The organism is Streptomyces sp. NPDC005799, assembly GCF_040630525.1.
Lineage (GTDB): Bacteria > Actinomycetota > Actinomycetes > Streptomycetales > Streptomycetaceae > Streptomyces > Streptomyces griseorubiginosus_B.
Genome location: NZ_JBEXXQ010000013.1, coordinates 86,349 through 105,204 on the forward strand (window position 1 = coordinate 86,349; position 18,856 = coordinate 105,204).

Genomic DNA, 18,856 nt, shown 5'->3' on the forward strand with positions numbered 1-18,856 from the left:
TCCTCGGGTAGCATCTTTGTGCAAGAGCCCCTTGCGCTATTGCGCCAGGGGCTTCGTCTATTCCGGGGCCATCCGGTCCGACGGTTCGCGGCCAACGATGCTCGCGGCCGGTCGTGGTGCACGCGGCGGGAACCCTACGCGTACGCCCCTGACCTTGGACATGCCCCGCCCGGAAGGGGTGTACGCGCGTGCCCGCACTTGTGCTGCTCGGTGCTCAGTGGGGTGACGAAGGCAAGGGAAAGGCGACGGACCTGCTAGGCGGCTCCGTCGACTATGTGGTGCGCTACCAGGGCGGCAACAACGCCGGCCACACGGTGGTCGTGGGCGATCAGAAGTACGCCCTTCACCTGCTCCCTTCCGGGATCCTCTCGCCGGGGTGCACCCCGGTCATCGGCAACGGTGTCGTCGTCGACCCGTCGGTCCTGCTCTCCGAGCTGAGCGGACTGAACGCCCGCGGCGTCGACACGTCCAAGCTCCTGATCAGTGGCAACGCCCACATCATCACGCCGTACAACGTGACGGTGGACAAGGTGACGGAACGCTTCCTCGGAAAGCGGAAGATCGGCACCACCGGACGCGGCATCGGCCCGACCTACGCGGACAAGATCAACCGCGTCGGCATCCGGGTCCAGGACCTCTACGACGAGTCGATCCTCACCCAGAAGGTCGAGGCGGCGCTCGACGTCAAGAACCAGATGCTCACCAAGCTGTACAACCGGCGCGCGATCGCCGTCGACCAGGTGGTCGAGGAGCTGCTGGAGTACGCCGACAAGCTCAGGCCGTACGTCGCCGACACCGTGCTGGTGCTCAACCAGGCGCTGGAGGAGAACAAGGTCGTGCTCTTCGAGGGCGGCCAGGGCACGCTTTTGGACATCGACCACGGCACGTATCCGTTCGTGACGTCCTCGAACCCGACCGCGGGCGGTGCCTGCACCGGCGCCGGCGTCGGGCCGACGAAGATCAGCCGGGTCATCGGCATCCTCAAGGCGTACACGACCCGTGTCGGCTCGGGTCCCTTCCCGACGGAGCTGTTCGACAAGGACGGCGAGGCATTGCGCCGCATCGGCGGCGAGCGGGGCGTGACGACCGGCCGTGACCGGCGCTGCGGCTGGTTCGACGCGGTCATCGCCCGCTACGCCACCCGCGTCAACGGCCTGACCGACTTCTTCCTCACCAAGCTCGACGTCCTCACCGGCTGGGACGAGATCCCGGTCTGTGTCGCCTACGAGATCGACGGCCAGCGCGTCGAGGAACTCCCGTACTCCCAGACCGACTTCCACCACGCCAAGCCGGTCTACGAGTACCTTCCGGGCTGGAACGAGGACATCACCCAGGCCAAGTCCTTCTCCGACCTGCCGAAGAACGCACAGAACTACGTGAAGGCGCTGGAGGAGATGTCGGGCGCGCCGATCTCCGCGATCGGGGTGGGCCCGGGCCGGGACGAGACGATCGAGATCAACTCGTTCCTTTAGACCCCTTTTGTGTCTGGGTAGTTGGGCCGGTCATGGACTTCCTTGACCGGCCCATGGCTTGCTCCTGGTTCCGTACGGAAGTGACGGGGCGCAACCATCTACGCGGGTAGTTCCGTCGCCGCGCCCTCTCCAGTCCCTCCGTTCCCAGGAGCCCGTATGCCCGCAAGTCCGCTCAACCGCCGGGAGTTCGTGAAGAAGTCGGCCGTCACCGGGGCCGCCGTCGCCGCCGCGGGAGCGGTCGGCAGCGGTACCGCGCAGGCCGCCGAGCGCGCGCCCGAGCAGCACCGGAAGACCTGGTCGTTCTCCATCCTGGGCACCACCGACCTGCACAGCCACGTCTTCGACTGGGACTACTACAAGGACGCCGCCTACAGCGACAAGGCCGGCAACTCCGTCGGTGTCGCGCGCGTCGCCACGCTCATCAAGCAGCAGCGTGAGGCCAAGGGCGAGGAGCACGTCCTGCTCGTCGACGCCGGCGACATCATCCAGGGGACCTCGCTCGCGTACTACTTCGCGCGGGTCGACCCGATCACCGGCAAGGACGGCAAGAAGGGGCCCAAGCACCCCATGGCCGTCGCCATGAACCACATGCGCTACGACGCCGCCGCCCTCGGCAACCACGAGTTCAACTACGGCATCGAGACGCTCCGCAAGTTCGAGAAGCAGTGTCACTTCCCGCTGCTCGGCGCGAACGCCCTCGACGCGAAGACCCTGCGGCCCGCCTTCCACCCGTACGCCGTCAAGCGCATCTGCGTCCCCGGCGCGCCCGACATCAAGGTCGGCATCCTCGGCCTGACCAACCCCGGCATCGCGCTGTGGGACAAGGACAACGTCAGCGGGAAGATGGTCTTCCCGGGGCTCGTCGAGCAGGCGAAGAAGTACGTGCCGCGGCTGCGCGCGCTGGGGTGCGACGTCGTCTTCCTGACCGACCACTCCGGGCTCGACGGATCGACCTCCTGGGGCGACGCGCTCCCGTACGTCGAGAACGCCTCCAACCTCGTCGCCGAGCAGGTCCCCGGCATCGACGCGATCCTGGTCGGCCACACGCACAAAGAGGTCTCCTCGTACACCGTCAAGAACGCGGAGACCGGCGAGGACGTCCTGCTCTCCGAGCCGTACTGCTGGGGCTACCGCCTCACCGTCTTCGACTTCGAGCTCGAACTGCACCACGGTCGGTGGAAGGTGACGAAGAAGGTGGCCCAGACCCTCGACCCGAAGGGCGTCGAGGAGGACCCGGAGATCACCAAGCTCCTCAAGGCCGACCACGACCTCGTCGTCAAGTACGTCAACACGGCCGTGGGCACCTGCACCCAGGACCTCCCGGCGGCGGAGTCCTGCTGGAAGGACGTCCCCATCATGGACTTCATCCACCAGGTCCAGATGCAGTCGGTGAAGGCGGGCCTGTCGGCGAGCGATGCCGCGCTGCCGCTGATCTCGGTCGCCGCGCCCTTCTCCCGCACGGCCGACATCCCCGCGGGCAGCGTCACGATCAAGGACATCGCCGGGCTCTACATCTACGACAACACGCTGTACGGCAAGAAGCTCACCGGCGCCCAGCTGAAGGACTACCTGGAGTACGCGGCGAAGTACTACTACCAGGTCCCGTCCGGCACGAAGGTCGACACCGCGACCCTCACCAACGCCAACAACTTCTGGGACTACATGTACGACACGGCGGCGGGCGTCTCGTACGACATCGACATCGCCCAGCCCGAGGGCTCCCGCATCAAGAACCTCACCTACAACGGCACGGCGGTGGCGGACGACCAGGTCTTCGTGGTCGCGGTCAACAACTACCGGGCCAACGGCGGCTCGGGCTACCCACACATCGCCTCGGCGGACATCGCGTACAGCTCCACGAACGAGATCCGCCAGCTGATGATCGACTACGTGACGTCCAAGGGCACGCTGAACCCGGCGGACTTCGCGGTGACGAACTGGCGGCTGGTGCAGGACGGGACGCCGGTGTTCTAGACGGGGGGTCAGGGGGATTTCCCCATGGAAAATGGGGTCCACCTCAAGGTGGACCCCATTTTCCATGGAGGCGAGGCAGGTCAGTCCGTCAGCGCGACCAGTCGGTGCAGCTTCGCCGCGCAGTGCGGAGCGAGCGGTACCTCCGCGCTGTCCAGTCGGAACCTGCCGCTCCCGGGGGCGAACACGAACAGGTCCTCTCGGGCCACTTCGTCACCGGGTGTCGCCGCGTCCATGAGCGCCAGATCCCCGTCGGATTCCAGTACGGGGCCCTCACGCCATGCGATGGCGTCGAGATCGACTTCGGAGGCGTGCTTGCGCATCTCCTCCTCCGAGTTCGCATGGACCCATTGGACGATCAGGGACCGGGATTCGATGATCGTGACGGGCAGGGGCTCGTCCCCGAGAATCACCACGTTTCTCTCTGGTACGGCGTAGGGCTCGGAGTGACCCGAATCCGTCATTTCGATGACGAGATCGTAGTCACCGTTGTACCCCGTCCATGAGGGCAGGAGTGAAACCGGACTCAGGAGAAACGGACTGCCGTCCGTCTCAAGCCACCGCTGTCCGTCAATACTTGGCTGCTGCGCCATAGAGCCCTCTCATCACGCCTTTCAACCGGCCGGCCCAACCGCCCTGTCGGCTGCTGCACGGGCGGCACTGCGGATACAGCCGCTGGGGCGTGCCGTCCGGAACCCACGAGCTGATCGGTTGGTGGTCGGGCACGTACCTGCCGTTGCCGCCGGGATCAAGACTTCCACAAGTGTGGCATCCGTACTTGAAGCCCAGTTCGTCGATCTGGTCGTGTTCCTCGTCGGTGAACCTCTGCGACTTACTGCGGGCCGGAATGGAATCGACAGCGTAGTTCCCGATGGGACAGACCTGCTCGGGGTCACTGCGCTTGCCGGCATTGTGGACGAGGACCGGGTCGTCGCCGGCGAGCACATAGTACGTGTGCAGTTCACTGACCGTGAGGTTGTGCACGGTCGCGGTCAAAAGCGTCCAGCGCTTCACCGCCGTGATCTGCACGCGCTGCCCGGAGCTGGTGCGCAGCCACTCACCGGGCTCCAGGTCGGTCGCGCGAAGCCAGGCGTCGAGTTCCGCCACCCAGAACGGGTGTCCGTCGGTAGCCGTGACCGATGCTGTCCGAGTCCCCCTGTCACCGTCGACGTCAACGGTGACCTTCACGAGATGCTTGAGCCCTGTGCCCTTGATCTCGGCGGTGACCGTCTCGGCTTTGGTCCTCCCCGTTTCCGGGTCGGTGGCCAGGACCTTGTCGCCGATCTTGACGTCCTTGATCTTCTTGGTGGTGCCGTCGGCCATCAGCACCCGTGTGGCTGGCGTGAAGCTGTTGCAGACCTTCCCTGCGGTCTCGGCCGCCTCCTCGGCTTCCTTCGCCGCCTTTTCTGTCTTGCGCCAGTCCTTGAAGGTGTCCCAGAGCTTGCGGCCGAGGCCGACGATGCGTTTGCCGAGGGCGTAGGCCTTGTCGACGCGGTACCAGTACTTGGAGACCAGCTTGCCGACCGGGCCGCCGCCGATGAGGGACGTGACGATGTTCGCGGCCGTCGCCCCGCAGGAGCCCAGGCTGCCCGTGGTGAAGCAGTCGAGCGCGTCCGTGATGCCCAGCTCGTCGGCGATGATCTTGCCGAGCTCCTTGGCGATGGCGATCGCGCGCTTCTTGGCGGCGTCCTCCTTCGCGCGGGCCTCGTCCGCCTTGGCCTTGGCCGGGGAGTAGCCGCTGTTGCCCTGTGAGTCGCCTCCGCCGCCGTTGCCGGAGCCGGACTTGCCGTCGTGGCCGGTGCCGCCCTCGTTGATCGTCTTGATGGTGTCCCGGGTGCAGCTGTAGTTCGGGTAGCAGCTCTCCGTGCCGGAAGGGTCGCTCAGCGACACCGGGCTGTTGTTGGCGTACGCGTAGCCGTTGATCTGCTGCGGGTCGGTGTAGTCGACGATCGGGTCCGCCGAGATGAAGCGGCCCGTGTCCGCGTCGTACTCACGGGCGCCGAGTGTCGTCAGGCCCGTGGTCTTCTGGATGGTGCCGCCCACGAAGCCCTTGTCGTTGACCCAGCCCGTGGCGGAGGACGAGGACGAGTCCCGCGAGTTGCCGAACGGGTCCGTGCGCCGGCGGGTCGTCGAACCCGTCTTCGCGTCGACCGCCAGCTCCGCCGTTCCCTGGTGGTCGGTGGCGAGGAAGTGGACGCCGTCCGCCTCCCGCATCGCCACCGTCATCCCGGCGAAGGAGTAGTAGCGGGTCGCCGTCACCTTCGACGAGGACTTGTCCAGGTGCATTTCCATGCCCGGCAGGTAGAACGTCTTCTCGGACGGGGTGTCCTGGATGAGCCGTTCACCGTTCGCGTCGTACTTGTACGACGTCACCGTCCCGTCGGCGTTCGTGACCGTCGTCAACTCGCCCTGCTTGTCCCAGTCCAGCGACTGGGTGTCGCCGTCCAGGACACGGGTCTTGGTGTTGCCGGACGCGTCGTAGGTGTACGTGTCCCGGGAGGTGACCTGCGGTGTGGTGCTCGTCGCCGCGGTCGTCTGCGTCACCGACGACACCGTGTGGGCGCCGGACACCGCGCCCCCCGGGCCGGAGCCCGTCTCGCCGTACTTGTAGGAGCGCGAGGAGGTCCCCGCCCCGTTCAGCCCGTGCCGTACCTCGTTCGTGCGGTTGCCGATCGAGTCGTAGCCGTACTCCGTCCAGAACGGCGAGACGCCCCCGACGGTCGAGGACGACGCGCCCGTGGCGCAGGCCGCGTCCGTGCCGCCCGTGCCCTTGGCGCCGTTCGGTGTCACCGACGACGTCCACGTCTGCTTCAGCCGCTGCAGACCGTCGTACGAGAAGCACTGGACGTCCGAGGTCCCGCCCGTCGGCGTGTCCGCGATGGAGAGGACGTTGCCGTTGGCGTCGTAGGTGTAGTCGGCGTCGTAGGCGACGCTGGACGCGCCCTCCACGTCCACCCGGGAGTTGATCAGCCGGTCGGTGCCCGCCTCGTAGGAGTTGGTGAGCCACGTCTTCTTCGCCGACGACTCACCCGTGTACAGCTCCAGCTGTTCCAGGTTCGACGTCGGTGAGTACGACGCGTCCGTGACGTAACTCAGGCCGCCGAGGGAGGTGTTCAGACCGTCCGGGCGCTGCAGGGCGTCGTAGGAGTACGTCAGCGCCTCGGCGGACAGGTCGCCGGCCGCCGGCAGACCCTCACCCTGGACCGAGCCGTCCCGGTTGTACTGGGTCGTGTACTCGTACGTGCCGCCCAGCTGCGGCTCGGCCGTCTTGGACAGGTAGTACTTCGTCGAGGTCGGCTTGAAGTCGTTGGTCTCGTCGAGCACCGGGTAGGTCACCGACGAGTAGACCGCGCCGTCCTTGTAGGTGTAGACGCCGTACAACTCGCCCTTGGCGACGGTGTCGTACTTGGTGACGGAGAGCTTGGTGCCGGTGGTGGCCTCGCCCTGCCAGGTCGAGACCGCGCGGCCCAGCTCGTCATAGACGGTGGACGTCTTGTCGCCGTTCACGGTGACCGACGTCTGGCGGTCCAGTTCGTCGTACGTGTACGACGACGACCCGGTGTCGGGGTCGACAGCCGTCTTCTTGTTGCCCAACTGGTCATACGTGTAGGACCACTTGTTGCCCTTGTCGTCCGTCACGCGTGTCAGCTGACCGGCCGGGTTGTAGCCGTAGGACGTGGTGACGGCGGCACCGTCGCTCGGGTACTCGATCTGGGTGGTCGTACGGTCCCGGGCGTCCGACACGGTCGTCGTCCTCGTGCCGCCCTGGGGCGGGGTGGTCGTGACGCGGTCGCCGCCATAGGCGTAGCTCGTGCGGTACTTCTCGGTGCCCTGGACCTTGAGGACCGAGGCCGTGGTGCGGCCCGCGCCGTCGTACTCGGTGACCGTCTGCGCGTCGAGGTCGGCGTTCACCGGCTCGAAGAGGGTCGAGGACGGGGCGCTCTTGGCGTAGTAGGTGTCGTTGACCTGCCGTACCCGCCCGGAGCCGTCGTACAGCGTGTCGGCGACCATACGTCCGCCGTCGGCGCCCTGCGTCTGCTCCTGACGGGGCCTCAGCCAACCGTCGTAGAGCGACCATTCGCTGCCGTACGTCGTCCCGTCGGCCTGGATCTTCTGCGTGTGCACGGCGGTCGGGCCGGCGTCGGCGCGGATCAGGTACTCGTACTTGAGCGACGGGGTGAAGTTCGACGCCTTGGGGCGGTCGGGCAGCCAGACCGACACCAGGCGGCCGAGGCCGTCGTAGGCGAGGTCGGTGCGCTTGCCGTTCATGTCGACCTTGGCGGTCGGCACACCCCAGGCGGGCGCGTACTCGGTGGAGGTCGTCCAGCCGAGCCGGTTGGTGACGGTCGACTTCGTCCCCAGGCCGTAGGTGTCGGTATAGGTGGTGGAGGACGTGTACGTCGTCGATGACGAGGCGGTCTGCGCGTCCTTCGCCACCAGCGGACGGCCGTAGTCGTCGTACGTGGTCACGGCGGTCGTCCGGTACGTCGCCGTCGTGCCGTTGTGCGAGGACAGCCGCTTGGTCATGGTGACGTCGCCCTTGGTAGGGGCGGCGCCCAGCGTGGTCGAACCGTCGTAGTAAGTCAGCTCGTCGGAGATGACGTCCTTCGTACGGTCAGGGGTCGAGGCGCAGTCGACGGCCACCTTCTCCACCCGTGAGACCAGCGAGTAGATGTGCGCGCTCGCGCTGTCCGCGTACTCGGTGCGGGTGCACTGGTTGTCGGCGACGCCGACCTCGCCGTCGTCGTCGACCGTCGTCGCGCGGCCGGTCGAGTCGTCGTAGGTGGTCGTCGACTTGGTGTGGCGCCAGCCGCCGACCGCGAGGGCCGTGTAGGTGTCCGTCGAACCCGTCGACACATAGCGGGCCCTGCGGGTGCCCCAGTCCTGCGTCTGGGTCGCTGTCACCTTCGTCCACGGCACGGTCACCGACTTCTCGGTGATCGCGTCACCGTTGTAGGTGATCGTCTCCAGCTCCTGGCCGGCCTTCCAGTCGGAGTCGTCATAGGAGACGCCGTTGGAGTCCGTCACCGTCGCCGAGCGGGTGGTGCCGTTCTTGTCCACATCGCCGTCGAGTCCGCGGAAGAAGGTGTGCTCGCTCTTGGTGTTGGACGCGGAGTTGGTGCCGTCGGAGGTGACGACCCGCACCTTGCCGTAGCCGCGCCAGTCGCCCCACGTGCGGTACTCGGACTTGGTGATGCCGTCGGCCGGTGTCTTCCGCCAGCCGGCGTCACCGAGGTAGGTGTACGAGGTGACCTGGTCGGCGCTGTCGCCGGTGAGGTCGGTCTGGACGACGGAGTCGACGACGTACTTGTGGAACCAGTCGACGATCGGGTTCGCGGCACCCGGCGGGTTCCACTTCACCGGGAAGCAGCGCACCTTGGACGAGTCCTCCGCCGGGACGTTGCTCGTCGTGCACTGGTTGTCGGCGTAGTTGACGCTCAGCGCGCCGCCGGACTCGTTCTTCACCCCGGACAGCCGGAAGCGGTAGAAGGGCTGAAGGTTGTCGCCGGTCTGGTCGACGCGGTTGGGCAGTTGCTTGCCGTACAGCTCGACGGACGGGACCGAGGCGTCGGTGCCGACCTTGCCCGTGTGGTCGATCTTGCTCAGCCACAGCGACTTGGAGCCGTCGCCGTTGTCGGTGAAGACGTGGGTGAGGCTCCACACGTCGACCGGGGTGTAGGCCGTGTCACCGGTGCGAATCTGCGTGGTGATCTTCGTGAGCTTCTTGCGGGTCCAGAACGTGGGCGAGTTCTGGCCCGGGCACTTGCTGTCCGCCTTGCAGTTCTGGTCCCACGGCACGTCCGGCCAGTCGGCGGCGGTGGAGTCCGTGAGCGCGCCCGCGGAACAGTCCGTCAGGGAGCCCACGCACCGCTCCGCGGTGGTGAAGACGACCTGGGCGGCCGGCTTGGTGGAGTACACCTTGCCGTCGCGCTGGCCGTAGTCGACGCGCTTGAGGTAGCCGCCGCGGACGTAGGCCTTGCCGTTCTCCGTGGTCTTCAGGCCCTGCGTGTAGTAGTTCGTCTCCGTGCCGTAGAAGTACGACATGGCGTTGCCGTGCGGATCCACGACGTAGTCGAGGTTCCAGCGCCAGGCCTGGGTGCAGTAGGCGCTCGCGAAGGTGGCGTTGTAGCAGGGCTCGCCGGAGTCGTCGCCGTAGACCGGTTCGGTCCAGGTCGAATTGGTCTCCTCGTTGCCGCTCGCGTAGCCGGTGAGGCGGTTGAGACCGAAGTAGTACTGGGTGCCGTCGGCGGTGGTGATCTTCCAGTACTCGCCGTTGTTGTCGCCGTTGGTGGTGCCGGTCAGATGCTCGACCTTGGCGTTGTCGTCGGAGCCGACCCGCCACTGGCCGGTGGTGTCGTCCTTGATCAGCTGACCGGAGGTGCCGCCGGTCAGGGACAGCGTGGCGTTGTCGAACGCCCAGCACTCGTCGCCGTTGTTCGCGTCGTGACCGTCGTCGGCGCACGCCTTGTAGCTGCGCTCGATGTAGCCCGGGTCGTAGGAGAAGCCCTGGCCGATCCACGAGCCCTGGTTGTTGGTCGCCGCCGTCTGGCCGTCGATGGACTGGGAGTTGTAGCTCAGGCCGACGGTCGGCTGGAGGCCGCCGGGGACGGGCGGCGTGGTCAGCGGGTAGTTCCAGGTGAAGGCACCGGAACTGGTGTCGACGCCCCACTGCGAGGACTGCGACAGGCTGGTCGCCTTGTAGTCACCGCCGTCACCGCTGCTGCCGGACGTGGCGGCTACGACGGTGGCCGAGGCGGTGCTCGCACCTGCCTCGAGGAGCTGGCTGGAGGGCCCGGAGGTGTCCGCGGCGGCGGTCACGGTCCCGGTCAGCGTCTGCTTCGCCGGGTTGTTGGTGCTCTTCAGGTATGTCGGGGTGGAACAGGCCTTCTTCTCCGGCGTCGTCAGCACACAGGCCGGGTAGGTGGCGAGGCGCAGCCGTGAGCCGTAGCCGCCGCCGTAGGCGTCGGCGAAGTCGGAGTAGTCCAGAGTGACTTGGGCCGGACCGCCGGTGGTTGCGCCGTCGGTGCGGGCGACGGTGAAGAGCACCCCGTCGACACCGGCGTCCTTCGCGGCCTTGCGGCCGAGCATCTCGACGCGTACGGACTCGGCCCCCTTCTTCCCGGCGGCCTTGGCGGTCATCGGGAGCCCTGCGGCGCGGATGGCCCTGTTGGTGAGGTCGACGTCCGCGCTGCCCGCCTTCGGCCAGTGCGCCTTGGCGGTCTTCTTCACCGCGGCCTTCTTGGCCTGGTCGGTCTTCTTGAAGGTCTTGGCGGTGGCGTTCCTGCCGCGCACCGGGTCATCGAGGTTGGTCTGGGTCTTCGGCCGGGTCAGACCGCCGTCGGAGGCGGTGGCCGCCGGGGCGTACTGCGGGAGCAGTCCTATGGACAGCGCCAGTCCGAGGACCACCGCGGCGCGTCTGCGGCCGCTTCGCCAGGCCGGTCGCACCGACCGGAACCAGGGAGGCGATGACATCAACTCTCCTATGGGTAGGGGTGTTTCGGGGGCGGCACGCATGCCGAGAAGGGCGGGCGGCACAGTGGCCGCCCGCCTGGGTGGGGAAGGGACTACGAGGTCTCGTCGATGCTGGCGCCGCCCGGCAGGACCGCCACGGTCGCCACCAGGGAGGCGTCCAGCGGCCCCTGGTACATGCGCACCTCGTCGACGGCACCGGAGAAGTACTCGCTCGCCGTCTTGCCGGTCAGCGTGCGGCCGACCTGGAGGCTCGTCGTGCTGAAGTCCCAGGTGTTGTCCCAGGCCGCGTCGGCGACGGCGGTGCCGTTGACGTAGAGCAGAACGTCACCGAAGACCGCGTTGTAGACCAGCGCCAGGTGATCGCCGTCGCCCTCCGAGCTCGGCGGGTCGGCGGCATCGAGGAGCGTGGTCGTCACCGGGGCGGCCGAGTCCGTACCGGTCACCACCAGCTGCCAACGACCGCTGGACGCCTGGTACTTGACCTTGATCGCGGAGTTGTTGGCGCCGGTGAGTGACAGCACCGTCTCGTCCGTCGTCGGGTTCGCCGAGGCGAGCCGGGCACGCGCCGTCAGGGTGAAGCTGTCCTGGGCGGTGAGCGGTCCGGTGGCGGCTCGGGTGGCGTAGGCGTTGGTGCCGTTGAGGGCGAGGTGCCCGTCGCCCCACAGCGGCGCGGCCGGAGTGGTGCAGTCGGGGTCGGCCTCGGGGTCGCAGGACTCGTCCGGTACGTAGATCGAGGCGCCGCCGCCGAGGGTCAGTCCGGTACCGCCGCCCGTCTCCGGGGAGATGCCGGACGTCGCCCCGTCGAGCTGCCAGTAGGCCAGCTGGTGCGGCTGGATGCCGCCGAGCTCCTGGCCCTCGGTGGGCGGGATGACCCGGTCGTGGATCTTGACGTCGGCGACGCTGCCCTTGAGGTTTCCGGTGTAACCGTCGAGGTCGAGCCGACGGCCGATCTGGACGGCCCCGGTGGCGCTCCATGTGGTGTGCCGCGCCTGTACGTCGCCGGCGACGAGCACGCCGTTGACGTACAGCATCATCTTGCCGAGCTCGGCGTCGTACACCCCGATCAGGTGGGTCCAGCTGCCGGCGACGGCCGCCGCGCCGGAGACCTTCCAAGTGCCGAGCGACTCCATGTCGCTGATCGGGATGCGGAAGGTCCAGGAGGCGGAGTCGACGTCGTAGCCGAGCTCGAAGCCGGGCTGTGCGGTGCCGTCCTGGCTGACCACGGTCATGCTCTGGGTGGGCAGCGTCGGCAACATCACCCAGGCGCTGACCGAGAACGTCTTGCCGGTGTCGACCGTCGCCGTGCCCGAGTCGAGGTAGGCGTTGTCGGTGCCGTCGAAGGAGGCCGCGGTGTCGGTGGACCCGAGCGGGCCCCCGGCGCCGAACGCCACCCCGGAACCGGCGCTCGCCGCGGGCGTGCCGCTCGCGCCGGCCGCCTTCGTCGAGCCCTTGGCGTCGCCGAGCGTCCACGCGGCCTTCGGGGCGCGCCCGTCACTGACCAGGAAGACATGGACGGTCGGTGTCTTCTGCGCGTTTCCGGCCCCGTCGACCGCGGTCACGTGGAGGGTGTAGGTGCCCTCGCTCGGCGGCATCCAGCGGATGGTCGCCGGACCGCCGGTGGACTCGGCGGCCACCGTCTTCTTGCCGTTGTCGGCCTGCGGACCGGTGAAGTAGTACGTGTACTTCGTGACGTCGGTCGACGGCGAGTCCATGGTGAAGTCGCCGTAGTCGCCGACGCCCGTGTGCCAGGTCTCGTCGTCGGGGTACTGGGCCGAGGTGATGGTGGCCGACTTGGGCTTGCTGGTGTCGTAGATGAACTCGCAGCGGGTCTGGTTCCCGTCGCTGGACCAGGCGCCGTACGACTGCTGGTCGTAGCCGCGGACGGCCCAGCCGATGGTGGTGTTCTGCGGGATGCTGAAGCCCGGCTCGCCGTCCCCGGCGACATCGCTGCCGACGGTGTAGAAGAACGTGGCCACGCCGGTCTGGTCGCTCCAACTGGAGTCCACCGTGGTCTTCTTGGGGGTGGTCGCGTAGTGCGTGACCGTGGTGCCGCCGGAGGTCCACCAGACCTTGAACTGGGCCTGCAGCGTCTCGGAGTTGGAGCCGGTGTCGCCGTGGTCGTAGTCCCGGATCACCGCGGACAGGCGTGGGGCGTCGGTGACGTAGTGCTCGGTGGCACTGCCGTATTCGCAGGTGCCGCCCGGCTTCATCTGCAGGTCACTCTGGACGGGCTCCAACGGCGGCCGGTTGTACGTCACTTCGAGGTGCGCGTTGCCGCAGAACCGCTTCCAGTACGACGTGTCGGACTCGCTGCCCGCCTTGAGGCGGAAGGTGGTGGTGTCCCAGCCGTTGTCGGCGGCCTTCTGGATGGTGCCCGTCACGCCGAAGCGCACGTTCTGGTTGGTGGACGTGCACGAACCCGCGGTTTCCGTGGGGGACTTGGTGGCGATGGTCTCCTTGGAGGAGGGCTGGTTCGACCAGTTCGTGCCGGAGCTGATCGCGCTCGCGCCGGTGCTGTTGACCCGGGCGAGCTGCACCTCGCGCGCGGCGGAGCTGTAGGTGAAGACCTGGGTCACCGCGAACTCGGCGCTGACGATGTCCTTCCCCTCGAAGCTCCCCGTGGGGATCGCGAAGAACTGCCGCTTGACGTCGTCGGAGCTGGAGCAGCGGTACGACACGTCGGACGGGCAGCGGCCCACGCCCTCGTCGTCGTCGAACTTCCAGAACTCGGCGGTCGAGTAGTGCGAGGACACCATGGTCCAGGAACTGCGGTTGGCGGTCTTGACCACCGGGTCGATGTAGACCGGGTAGACGGTGTCCTGGTCGTTGAGCAGGCCCGTGTCGGGGCTGAGGGTCATCCTGCCCGGCCCGAGGTCCACACCGACGTCCGCGACCTGTGCGCCCTCGGGTGGTGTCTGGGTGCTCTCCTCGGCTGCCTTCTCACCGTCCGCCGTCGCGTGGCTGGAGTCCCACATCACCGGCTGGGGCGCCTCGAAGACCGTGCCGCCGGAGCCGGTGTCGGTGGCGGTCAGCCCGCCGTCCCCCGTCTCCTTCAGCTTCACCGAGGAAGTGTCGAGCGGGAGTTGCAGCTTGGCCAGCTCGGGGTTGGCGGCGGCCTTCGCGTCCTTGACGACCAGCACGTGCGAGAAGCCGTCGGCGCTCGCGGTGACCTTGAGGTCGACGCCGTCGAGGACGTTCGCGTAGGTGGCGGTGGAGCCGTCGACCCTGGGCTTCGGCAGCTTGTCCGGCCAGTCGAGGGAGAGCGAGCGCCCGTCCTTCTCGATCTCGGCGAAGGTCGTGTCACCGCCACCGGAGAAGGACATGGCGGCCAGGGCCGCCTTCGGGGCGAGCGTGCCGTTCTTCCGCCTGACCAGCGTGGTGTCGATGTCCGTCCACTTCCCGTCGACACGGGTGCGGACGGGCTGGACGTACTCGCTGGTGGTGAAGGTACCGTCGGGGTTGGCGACGGTGGTGCTGCGCTCGTCGCGCAGGCTCTGGATCTCGACCGGCTTGCCGGACTTCTTCGCCTTGATCTGGGCGCCGTTCGGCGAGAGCGAGGCGCTGCTGCCGTCGCTCGTGCTCTTCTCCCCCTTCACCTGCTCGGCGGCCGGCGCGGGGGCGACGCTCATTCCGGTCGTCAGCAGGGCCGCGACGGCGGCGGCCGCGACGAGGGAACGGCGGCGGGGTCTCGTTTGCGTACGACTGTGCATGACGCTGTGTCTTCTTCTCCTCGGCCCGCCGCTCATCCGATTGCTCCGAAGGCCGAGCCCGCGTCGGGCAGACCGCCGGCTCCGGGCCGGTAGGTGGTGGTGCCGGTGCTCGTGGTGCCGTCGACGTCCGTCCACGGCTGGACGTAGAGGACGCCCTTGTTGGTGGCCGGTTCCTTGCTGTAGGGGATGCCTACGTAGAGGTTGGTGGAGCCGGCGACGAGCGAGACTCCGGTGTAGTCACGGGCGGTCGCTGTGCCGGGCAGCCCCGAACCTCGTGTCAGCTCTTTGTCGTTGGTGCCGAGGGCGGCGTCGAGCGGCCGGAAGATGTGCACGGCGCCGGCGTCCTTGACCGTCGCCGTGTCCTTGCCGGGTTCGCCGACCGCGAGGCGGACGTTGGCGGAAGTGGTCACGACGTTGGCGTCGGTGTTGGTGATCGCGACGCGCTGGCCCATGAAGTCGTCGGCCACCGCGCCACCCTCGACACCCGCGACGCTGTTGTCGAACGCCGCGATCTGGGTGTACGCGCCGGACGGCTGGATACGGATGACGGCGACGCCACCCGCGTCCGGAATGCTGCCGATGTCCTCACCGGGGATGCCGACGGCCAGCAGTACGTCGGAGTTGTACGTCTGGTCGCTGGGCCGGTAGCCGGTCATGGAGACCGAGAAGCCGAAGCGGTCGCCCGCCTCCGACGCGCCGCCGATGCCGTCCGTGTCCTGCGCCAGCCCCACGAGTGGCGTGGGCATGCCACCGGAGAGGATGTGGCTGAAGACCGTGACCCCGCCCGCGAACTCCTTGTCCCCGATGGCCTCGCCCGGGGTGCCCACGGCGAAGTAGCGGTTGGTGCCGGCGAGCGAGTACCCGAAGCGGTCGTTCACCTCGGGGTCGCCCGGGACGCCGGTGGAGTACTGGCTCACGGAGACCTTGGTGCTGCCCTGCACATACTCGATGCAGCCGGCGTCGGCGTACGTCGTCCCCCCGAAGGTGACTCCCTCACCGGGCACCCCGATCACCAGGTACGGCGTTCCGCTCGCGGTCGTGCCCGCCTTCAGCGCGAAGCCGAACCAGTCGTACGCCTCGGTTGTGGAGTTGGAGTCGAACCCCGCCTGGCTGTATCCGTCGATCGCGGAGCCCGTGCCGATGCCGGTCGGCGTGCCGTGGACGATGTGGATCACCCCGGCGTCGACGAGGTTCTTGCCGTCCTTGACGACGTCCTCGTACGGCGTACCGACCACCAGGTCGCTGCAGCCGTCGCCGTCGGCGTCGTAGGCGGCGTAGGAGGTGCCGAAGCCGTCACCCGCCTCGGGCGCGGCGTTCATGCCCGCGGTGGCCTGGGAGATCTCGGTGACCCCCTTCCCGCCGCCGAGGACCACTCGCACGAGCCCGGCCCGCTTGGCCCCGTTCACCGTGGCGTTCGGGTCCGCGATCACCGTGTCCTGCACACCGTCGCCGTTGAAGTCGTTCGCCGTTCCCGCCGTGCAGGTGGCTGCCGCCGCCTGCGGTGACGTCAGCGTCACGCCCCCCGTAGTGGCCAGGAAAAGGCCGGCCAACATGGCGAGCCCCCCGGCCAGATGTGTACGCGTACGCACACCCACCCCTTGTTGTCTCTTCGGGTGCACCAGGTAAGTCCACCCTATGAATGACGTAAGGGAAAACTAAATACGAGCCCATTGGAAGACGTCAAGGCTGAGGTGGATAATTCGCCGCACCAGGTCATCTTCGACTTTACGGGTTGTAATGAACGAGAAGAGGATGGTTAGTGCATTAACCAGGCAAAACGGCCACACCTTCACTGGACCCTCACATGACAGGTGCGGGAAGCACGTGCTAAGTTCATGAAAAGCAGAGGATTTGTTGGCGCTGACTTTAACTTCGATGGGGCGGTCGATTGAATCCTTGGCGCCCTCGGGGTGGTCGCGCTCGCTAAATAGCATGGTAAGAGCTCCGTGCTGGCTGGACCGTCCAGTTCCGCTAATGAATAGCCCGATCGCTGTATGTGTGTGGGGTCCCTGGAATAACGAGAATTAAAGTCGGCGTCATTTATCTACCCCGATCGTCTACGCCGTCGTCCGCAACGACGCCCTCCTCTGACTGGAGGCCCCGCCTACGAGGCGACCACCGGCTGCCGCCGTTCGTGGCTCAGCAAGGGTGAGCGCGCGGTTCCGGCATCCGGGTCACCCCTCGAACGCCCCCGTATGGGCCCTCGCCCATTCGCCGAACGTCCGCGCCGGGCGTCCCAGCACCTTCTCCACCGTCGGCAGTACCTCCGCGCCCCGGTCGCTCTCCAGGGTGCGGTGCATGATCGCGTTGATGACCTCGGGCGGGAAGCCGTAGCGCCGCATGCTGGACCGGGCGGCTTCTGGGGGGAGGCCGACAGCGTGCAGGTCGCGGCCCAGTGTCTCGCCCAGGAGCGCCAGTTCATCGAGCGGTGTGAGGGACTGGGGCCCGCTCAACTCGTAGGTCCCGCCCGCGTGTTCGGTGGAGTGGGTGGTCAGGGCGCGGGCCGCGATCTCCGCCACGTCCGCCGGGTCGATGCTCGCCGCCGGGCGGTCGGCGAAGGGGAGGGACACCGTGTCGCCCGACCGCAACTGCGCCGTCCACTGCAGCGCGTTGGACATGAAGCGGCCGGGGCGCAGGAGGGTCCACGTCCAGTCGTGGGACGTCACCGCGGCCTCCGCCGCCGCGTGCCAGCGGGCGATCACGTCCGTGCCCGTGCCGCCGTCCAGGACCGACAGCTTCACCACGCGCCGGACCCCGGCTCGCGCCGCCGCCTCCGCGAGGGCGAGGGCGAGGGCGAGGTCGGGGGTCGGGCCGGGCGGGGTCGTGCCGACGCCCTGTGCCGACATCAGGAAGGCCCCGGAGGCGTCCGTGAACGCCGCCGAAAGGGTCGAGGGGTCGTCCGCGTCGCCGTACACCGCCTCCGCCCCGGACGGCAGCCGGGCCTCGGACGGGCGGCGGGTCGTCGCCCGGACGGGATGGCCGGCGGCCGTCAGTCGCCGTACCAGCTCGCCGCCCACGTGGCCCGTCGCACCGGTCACCAGGATCATCGCCGCCTCCTCTCGTCGGTGGTCCCAGCCTGCGCGGGCCGGTCGACCGGCGCGTCGCCCCCGTGGAGGTACCGGCCCTGCTCCCCCGGGAGTAGCGAAGGTCCACGAGAGGGCGATCTGTATATATCGGGCATACCGTGGACTCGTGCAGCTGTGCGTCGATCAGAAGAAGGTGAGTGCGATGCGCGTACTGCTCAAGGCGTCCATGAACACGGAGAAGACGAACGAGGCCATCCGGAACGGCACCATGGCCAAGCTGGTCCAGGAGGCCGTCGAGCACGTCAGGCCCGAGGCGGCCTACTTCACCACCGACCACGGCAAGCGCACCATGTTCCTGGTCTTCGACATGCAGGACAGCGCGCAGATGCCGGCGATCGCCGAGCCGTTCTTCCTCGACATGGAGGCCGAGATCAGCTACACCCCGGTCATGAACGCCGAGGACCTGAAGCGGGGCCTGGCGCAGCTCGGCTGAGCCTCAGCTGAAGACGATCATCGACCCCTGCGCCAGACTCCGCGTCGCCGCCGCGTGCAGGCCGAGCCACACGTGCCGCTCCCGGGCGAAGGGGCTCGGGTCGTACGGCGCCGGGACGGCCGGCTCCTCCAACTCCGTGGGGGCGCGTGGCGGTTCCGGCGCCGCAGGGGGGTTGGCCGGGTCGATGCCGATGGCCGGGGCGACGTACTCCAGCTCGCGGAGCAGGGCCTGGGAGGAGCCCAGGGGGCCGCCGCCGGCCAGCAGGTCGTCGTTGGAGAGGGGGTGGGGGAAGTCGACGGGGACGTAGGCGCCGGCGTGGTCGTAGTGCCACACCAGGTGCGACTGCTGGGCCGTCGACTCGAACATCTCCAGCAACTGCTCGTAGTCGCCGCCCAGTTCGTCGACGGGCGTCATCGGCAGGCCGCAGACCTGCAGCAGATAGACACGGCGCAGGAAGTGCAGGGCGTCGTAGTCGAAGCCGGCCACCGGGGCGACCTCGCCGGACAGGCCCGGCATGTACTGGTACACCGGAACCGGGGGAAGCCCGGCCGCGGCGAGCACGCTGTTGTACTGCGCGAGCTCGTCGGCGAAGGGATTGTCGGGGGTGTGGCACAAAACGTCGACGAGCGGTACCAGCCACAGGTCACAGGCCAAAGAGGGCTCCCTAGCGAGGTGGTCAGTCATGGCAGGGTAGTCGGTGCGGCTCGGGGA

Annotated in this window: 9 protein-coding genes; 3 read left to right on the plus strand and 6 right to left on the minus strand. The window is 68.0% G+C overall.

Features of this window, described 5'->3' with window-relative positions:
• The first annotated feature begins 188 nt into the window (after positions 1-188).
• Together ABZ453_RS15310 and ABZ453_RS15315 are read left to right on the plus strand one after the other, a co-directional pair.
• Positions 189-1,472 (plus strand): adenylosuccinate synthase, encoded by a 1,284-nt coding sequence (locus ABZ453_RS15310; protein ID WP_359015306.1) that lies wholly within the window; start codon positions 189-191, stop codon positions 1,470-1,472.
• Positions 1,473-1,628: 156 nt separating this feature from the next.
• Positions 1,629-3,446, plus strand: a complete 1,818-nt coding sequence (locus tag ABZ453_RS15315; RefSeq protein WP_359015308.1) for a 5'-nucleotidase C-terminal domain-containing protein — start codon at positions 1,629-1,631, stop codon at positions 3,444-3,446.
• 80 nt (positions 3,447-3,526) lie between these two features.
• On the opposite strand, the gene ABZ453_RS15320 is transcribed toward ABZ453_RS15315, so the two are convergent.
• The 5 genes from ABZ453_RS15320 to ABZ453_RS15340 all read right to left on the minus strand — a co-directional run bounded on the left by ABZ453_RS15320 (position 3,527) and on the right by ABZ453_RS15340 (position 17,673).
• Positions 3,527-4,036 carry an Imm21 family immunity protein gene (locus ABZ453_RS15320; protein WP_359015310.1) on the minus strand — a complete coding sequence of 170 codons (510 nt, stop codon included), beginning with the start codon at positions 4,034-4,036 and terminating at the stop codon, positions 3,527-3,529.
• Positions 4,014-10,916, minus strand: coding sequence for an RHS repeat-associated core domain-containing protein (locus tag ABZ453_RS15325; RefSeq protein ID WP_359015312.1), 6,903 nt, complete (start codon positions 10,914-10,916; stop codon positions 4,014-4,016). Before ABZ453_RS15325 ends, ABZ453_RS15320 begins: the two co-directional genes overlap by 23 nt.
• Positions 10,917-11,008: 92 nt before the next feature.
• The gene (locus tag ABZ453_RS15330; protein WP_359015314.1) at positions 11,009-14,626 is read right to left on the minus strand and encodes a LamG-like jellyroll fold domain-containing protein; all 3,618 of its coding nucleotides are present in this window, start codon (positions 14,624-14,626) and stop codon (positions 11,009-11,011) included.
• Between the two features lie 32 nt (positions 14,627-14,658).
• Complete coding sequence (locus ABZ453_RS15335) at positions 14,659-16,215, minus strand: VCBS repeat-containing protein (RefSeq protein WP_359015316.1); 1,557 nt, start codon at positions 16,213-16,215, stop codon at positions 14,659-14,661.
• Positions 16,216-16,800: 585 nt separating this feature from the next.
• On the minus strand, positions 16,801-17,673 hold the full coding sequence (locus ABZ453_RS15340; RefSeq protein WP_359015318.1) for an NAD(P)H-binding protein: 873 nt from the start codon (positions 17,671-17,673) through the stop codon (positions 16,801-16,803).
• A 181-nt stretch (positions 17,674-17,854) separates the two neighbouring features.
• Here ABZ453_RS15340 and ABZ453_RS15345 point away from each other — a divergent pair, with 181 nt between their 5' ends.
• A complete protein-coding gene (locus ABZ453_RS15345) occupies positions 17,855-18,145 on the plus strand; it encodes a DUF3303 family protein (RefSeq protein ID WP_359015320.1) in 291 nt (96 codons plus the stop codon).
• 3 nt (positions 18,146-18,148) lie between these two features.
• On the opposite strand, the gene ABZ453_RS15350 is transcribed toward ABZ453_RS15345, so the two are convergent.
• Positions 18,149-18,799: a hypothetical protein gene (locus tag ABZ453_RS15350; protein WP_208781117.1), complete on the minus strand. Its 651-nt coding sequence runs from the start codon at positions 18,797-18,799 to the stop codon at positions 18,149-18,151.
• Between the last annotated feature and the right edge of the window lie 57 nt (positions 18,800-18,856).

Excerpts from the sequence above, each read along its gene's own strand:
- ABZ453_RS15340 (WP_359015318.1), bottom strand. The coding sequence starts at position 17,673 with ATGATCCTGGTGACCGGTGCGACGGGCCACGTGGGCGGCGAGCTGGTA.
- ABZ453_RS15345 (WP_359015320.1), top strand. The coding sequence starts at position 17,855 with ATGCGCGTACTGCTCAAGGCGTCCATGAACACGGAGAAGACGAACGAG.
- ABZ453_RS15325 (WP_359015312.1), bottom strand. The coding sequence starts at position 10,916 with ATGTCATCGCCTCCCTGGTTCCGGTCGGTGCGACCGGCCTGGCGAAGC.
- ABZ453_RS15315 (WP_359015308.1), top strand. The coding sequence starts at position 1,629 with ATGCCCGCAAGTCCGCTCAACCGCCGGGAGTTCGTGAAGAAGTCGGCC.
- ABZ453_RS15320 (WP_359015310.1), bottom strand. The coding sequence starts at position 4,036 with ATGGCGCAGCAGCCAAGTATTGACGGACAGCGGTGGCTTGAGACGGAC.
- ABZ453_RS15330 (WP_359015314.1), bottom strand. The coding sequence starts at position 14,626 with ATGCACAGTCGTACGCAAACGAGACCCCGCCGCCGTTCCCTCGTCGCG.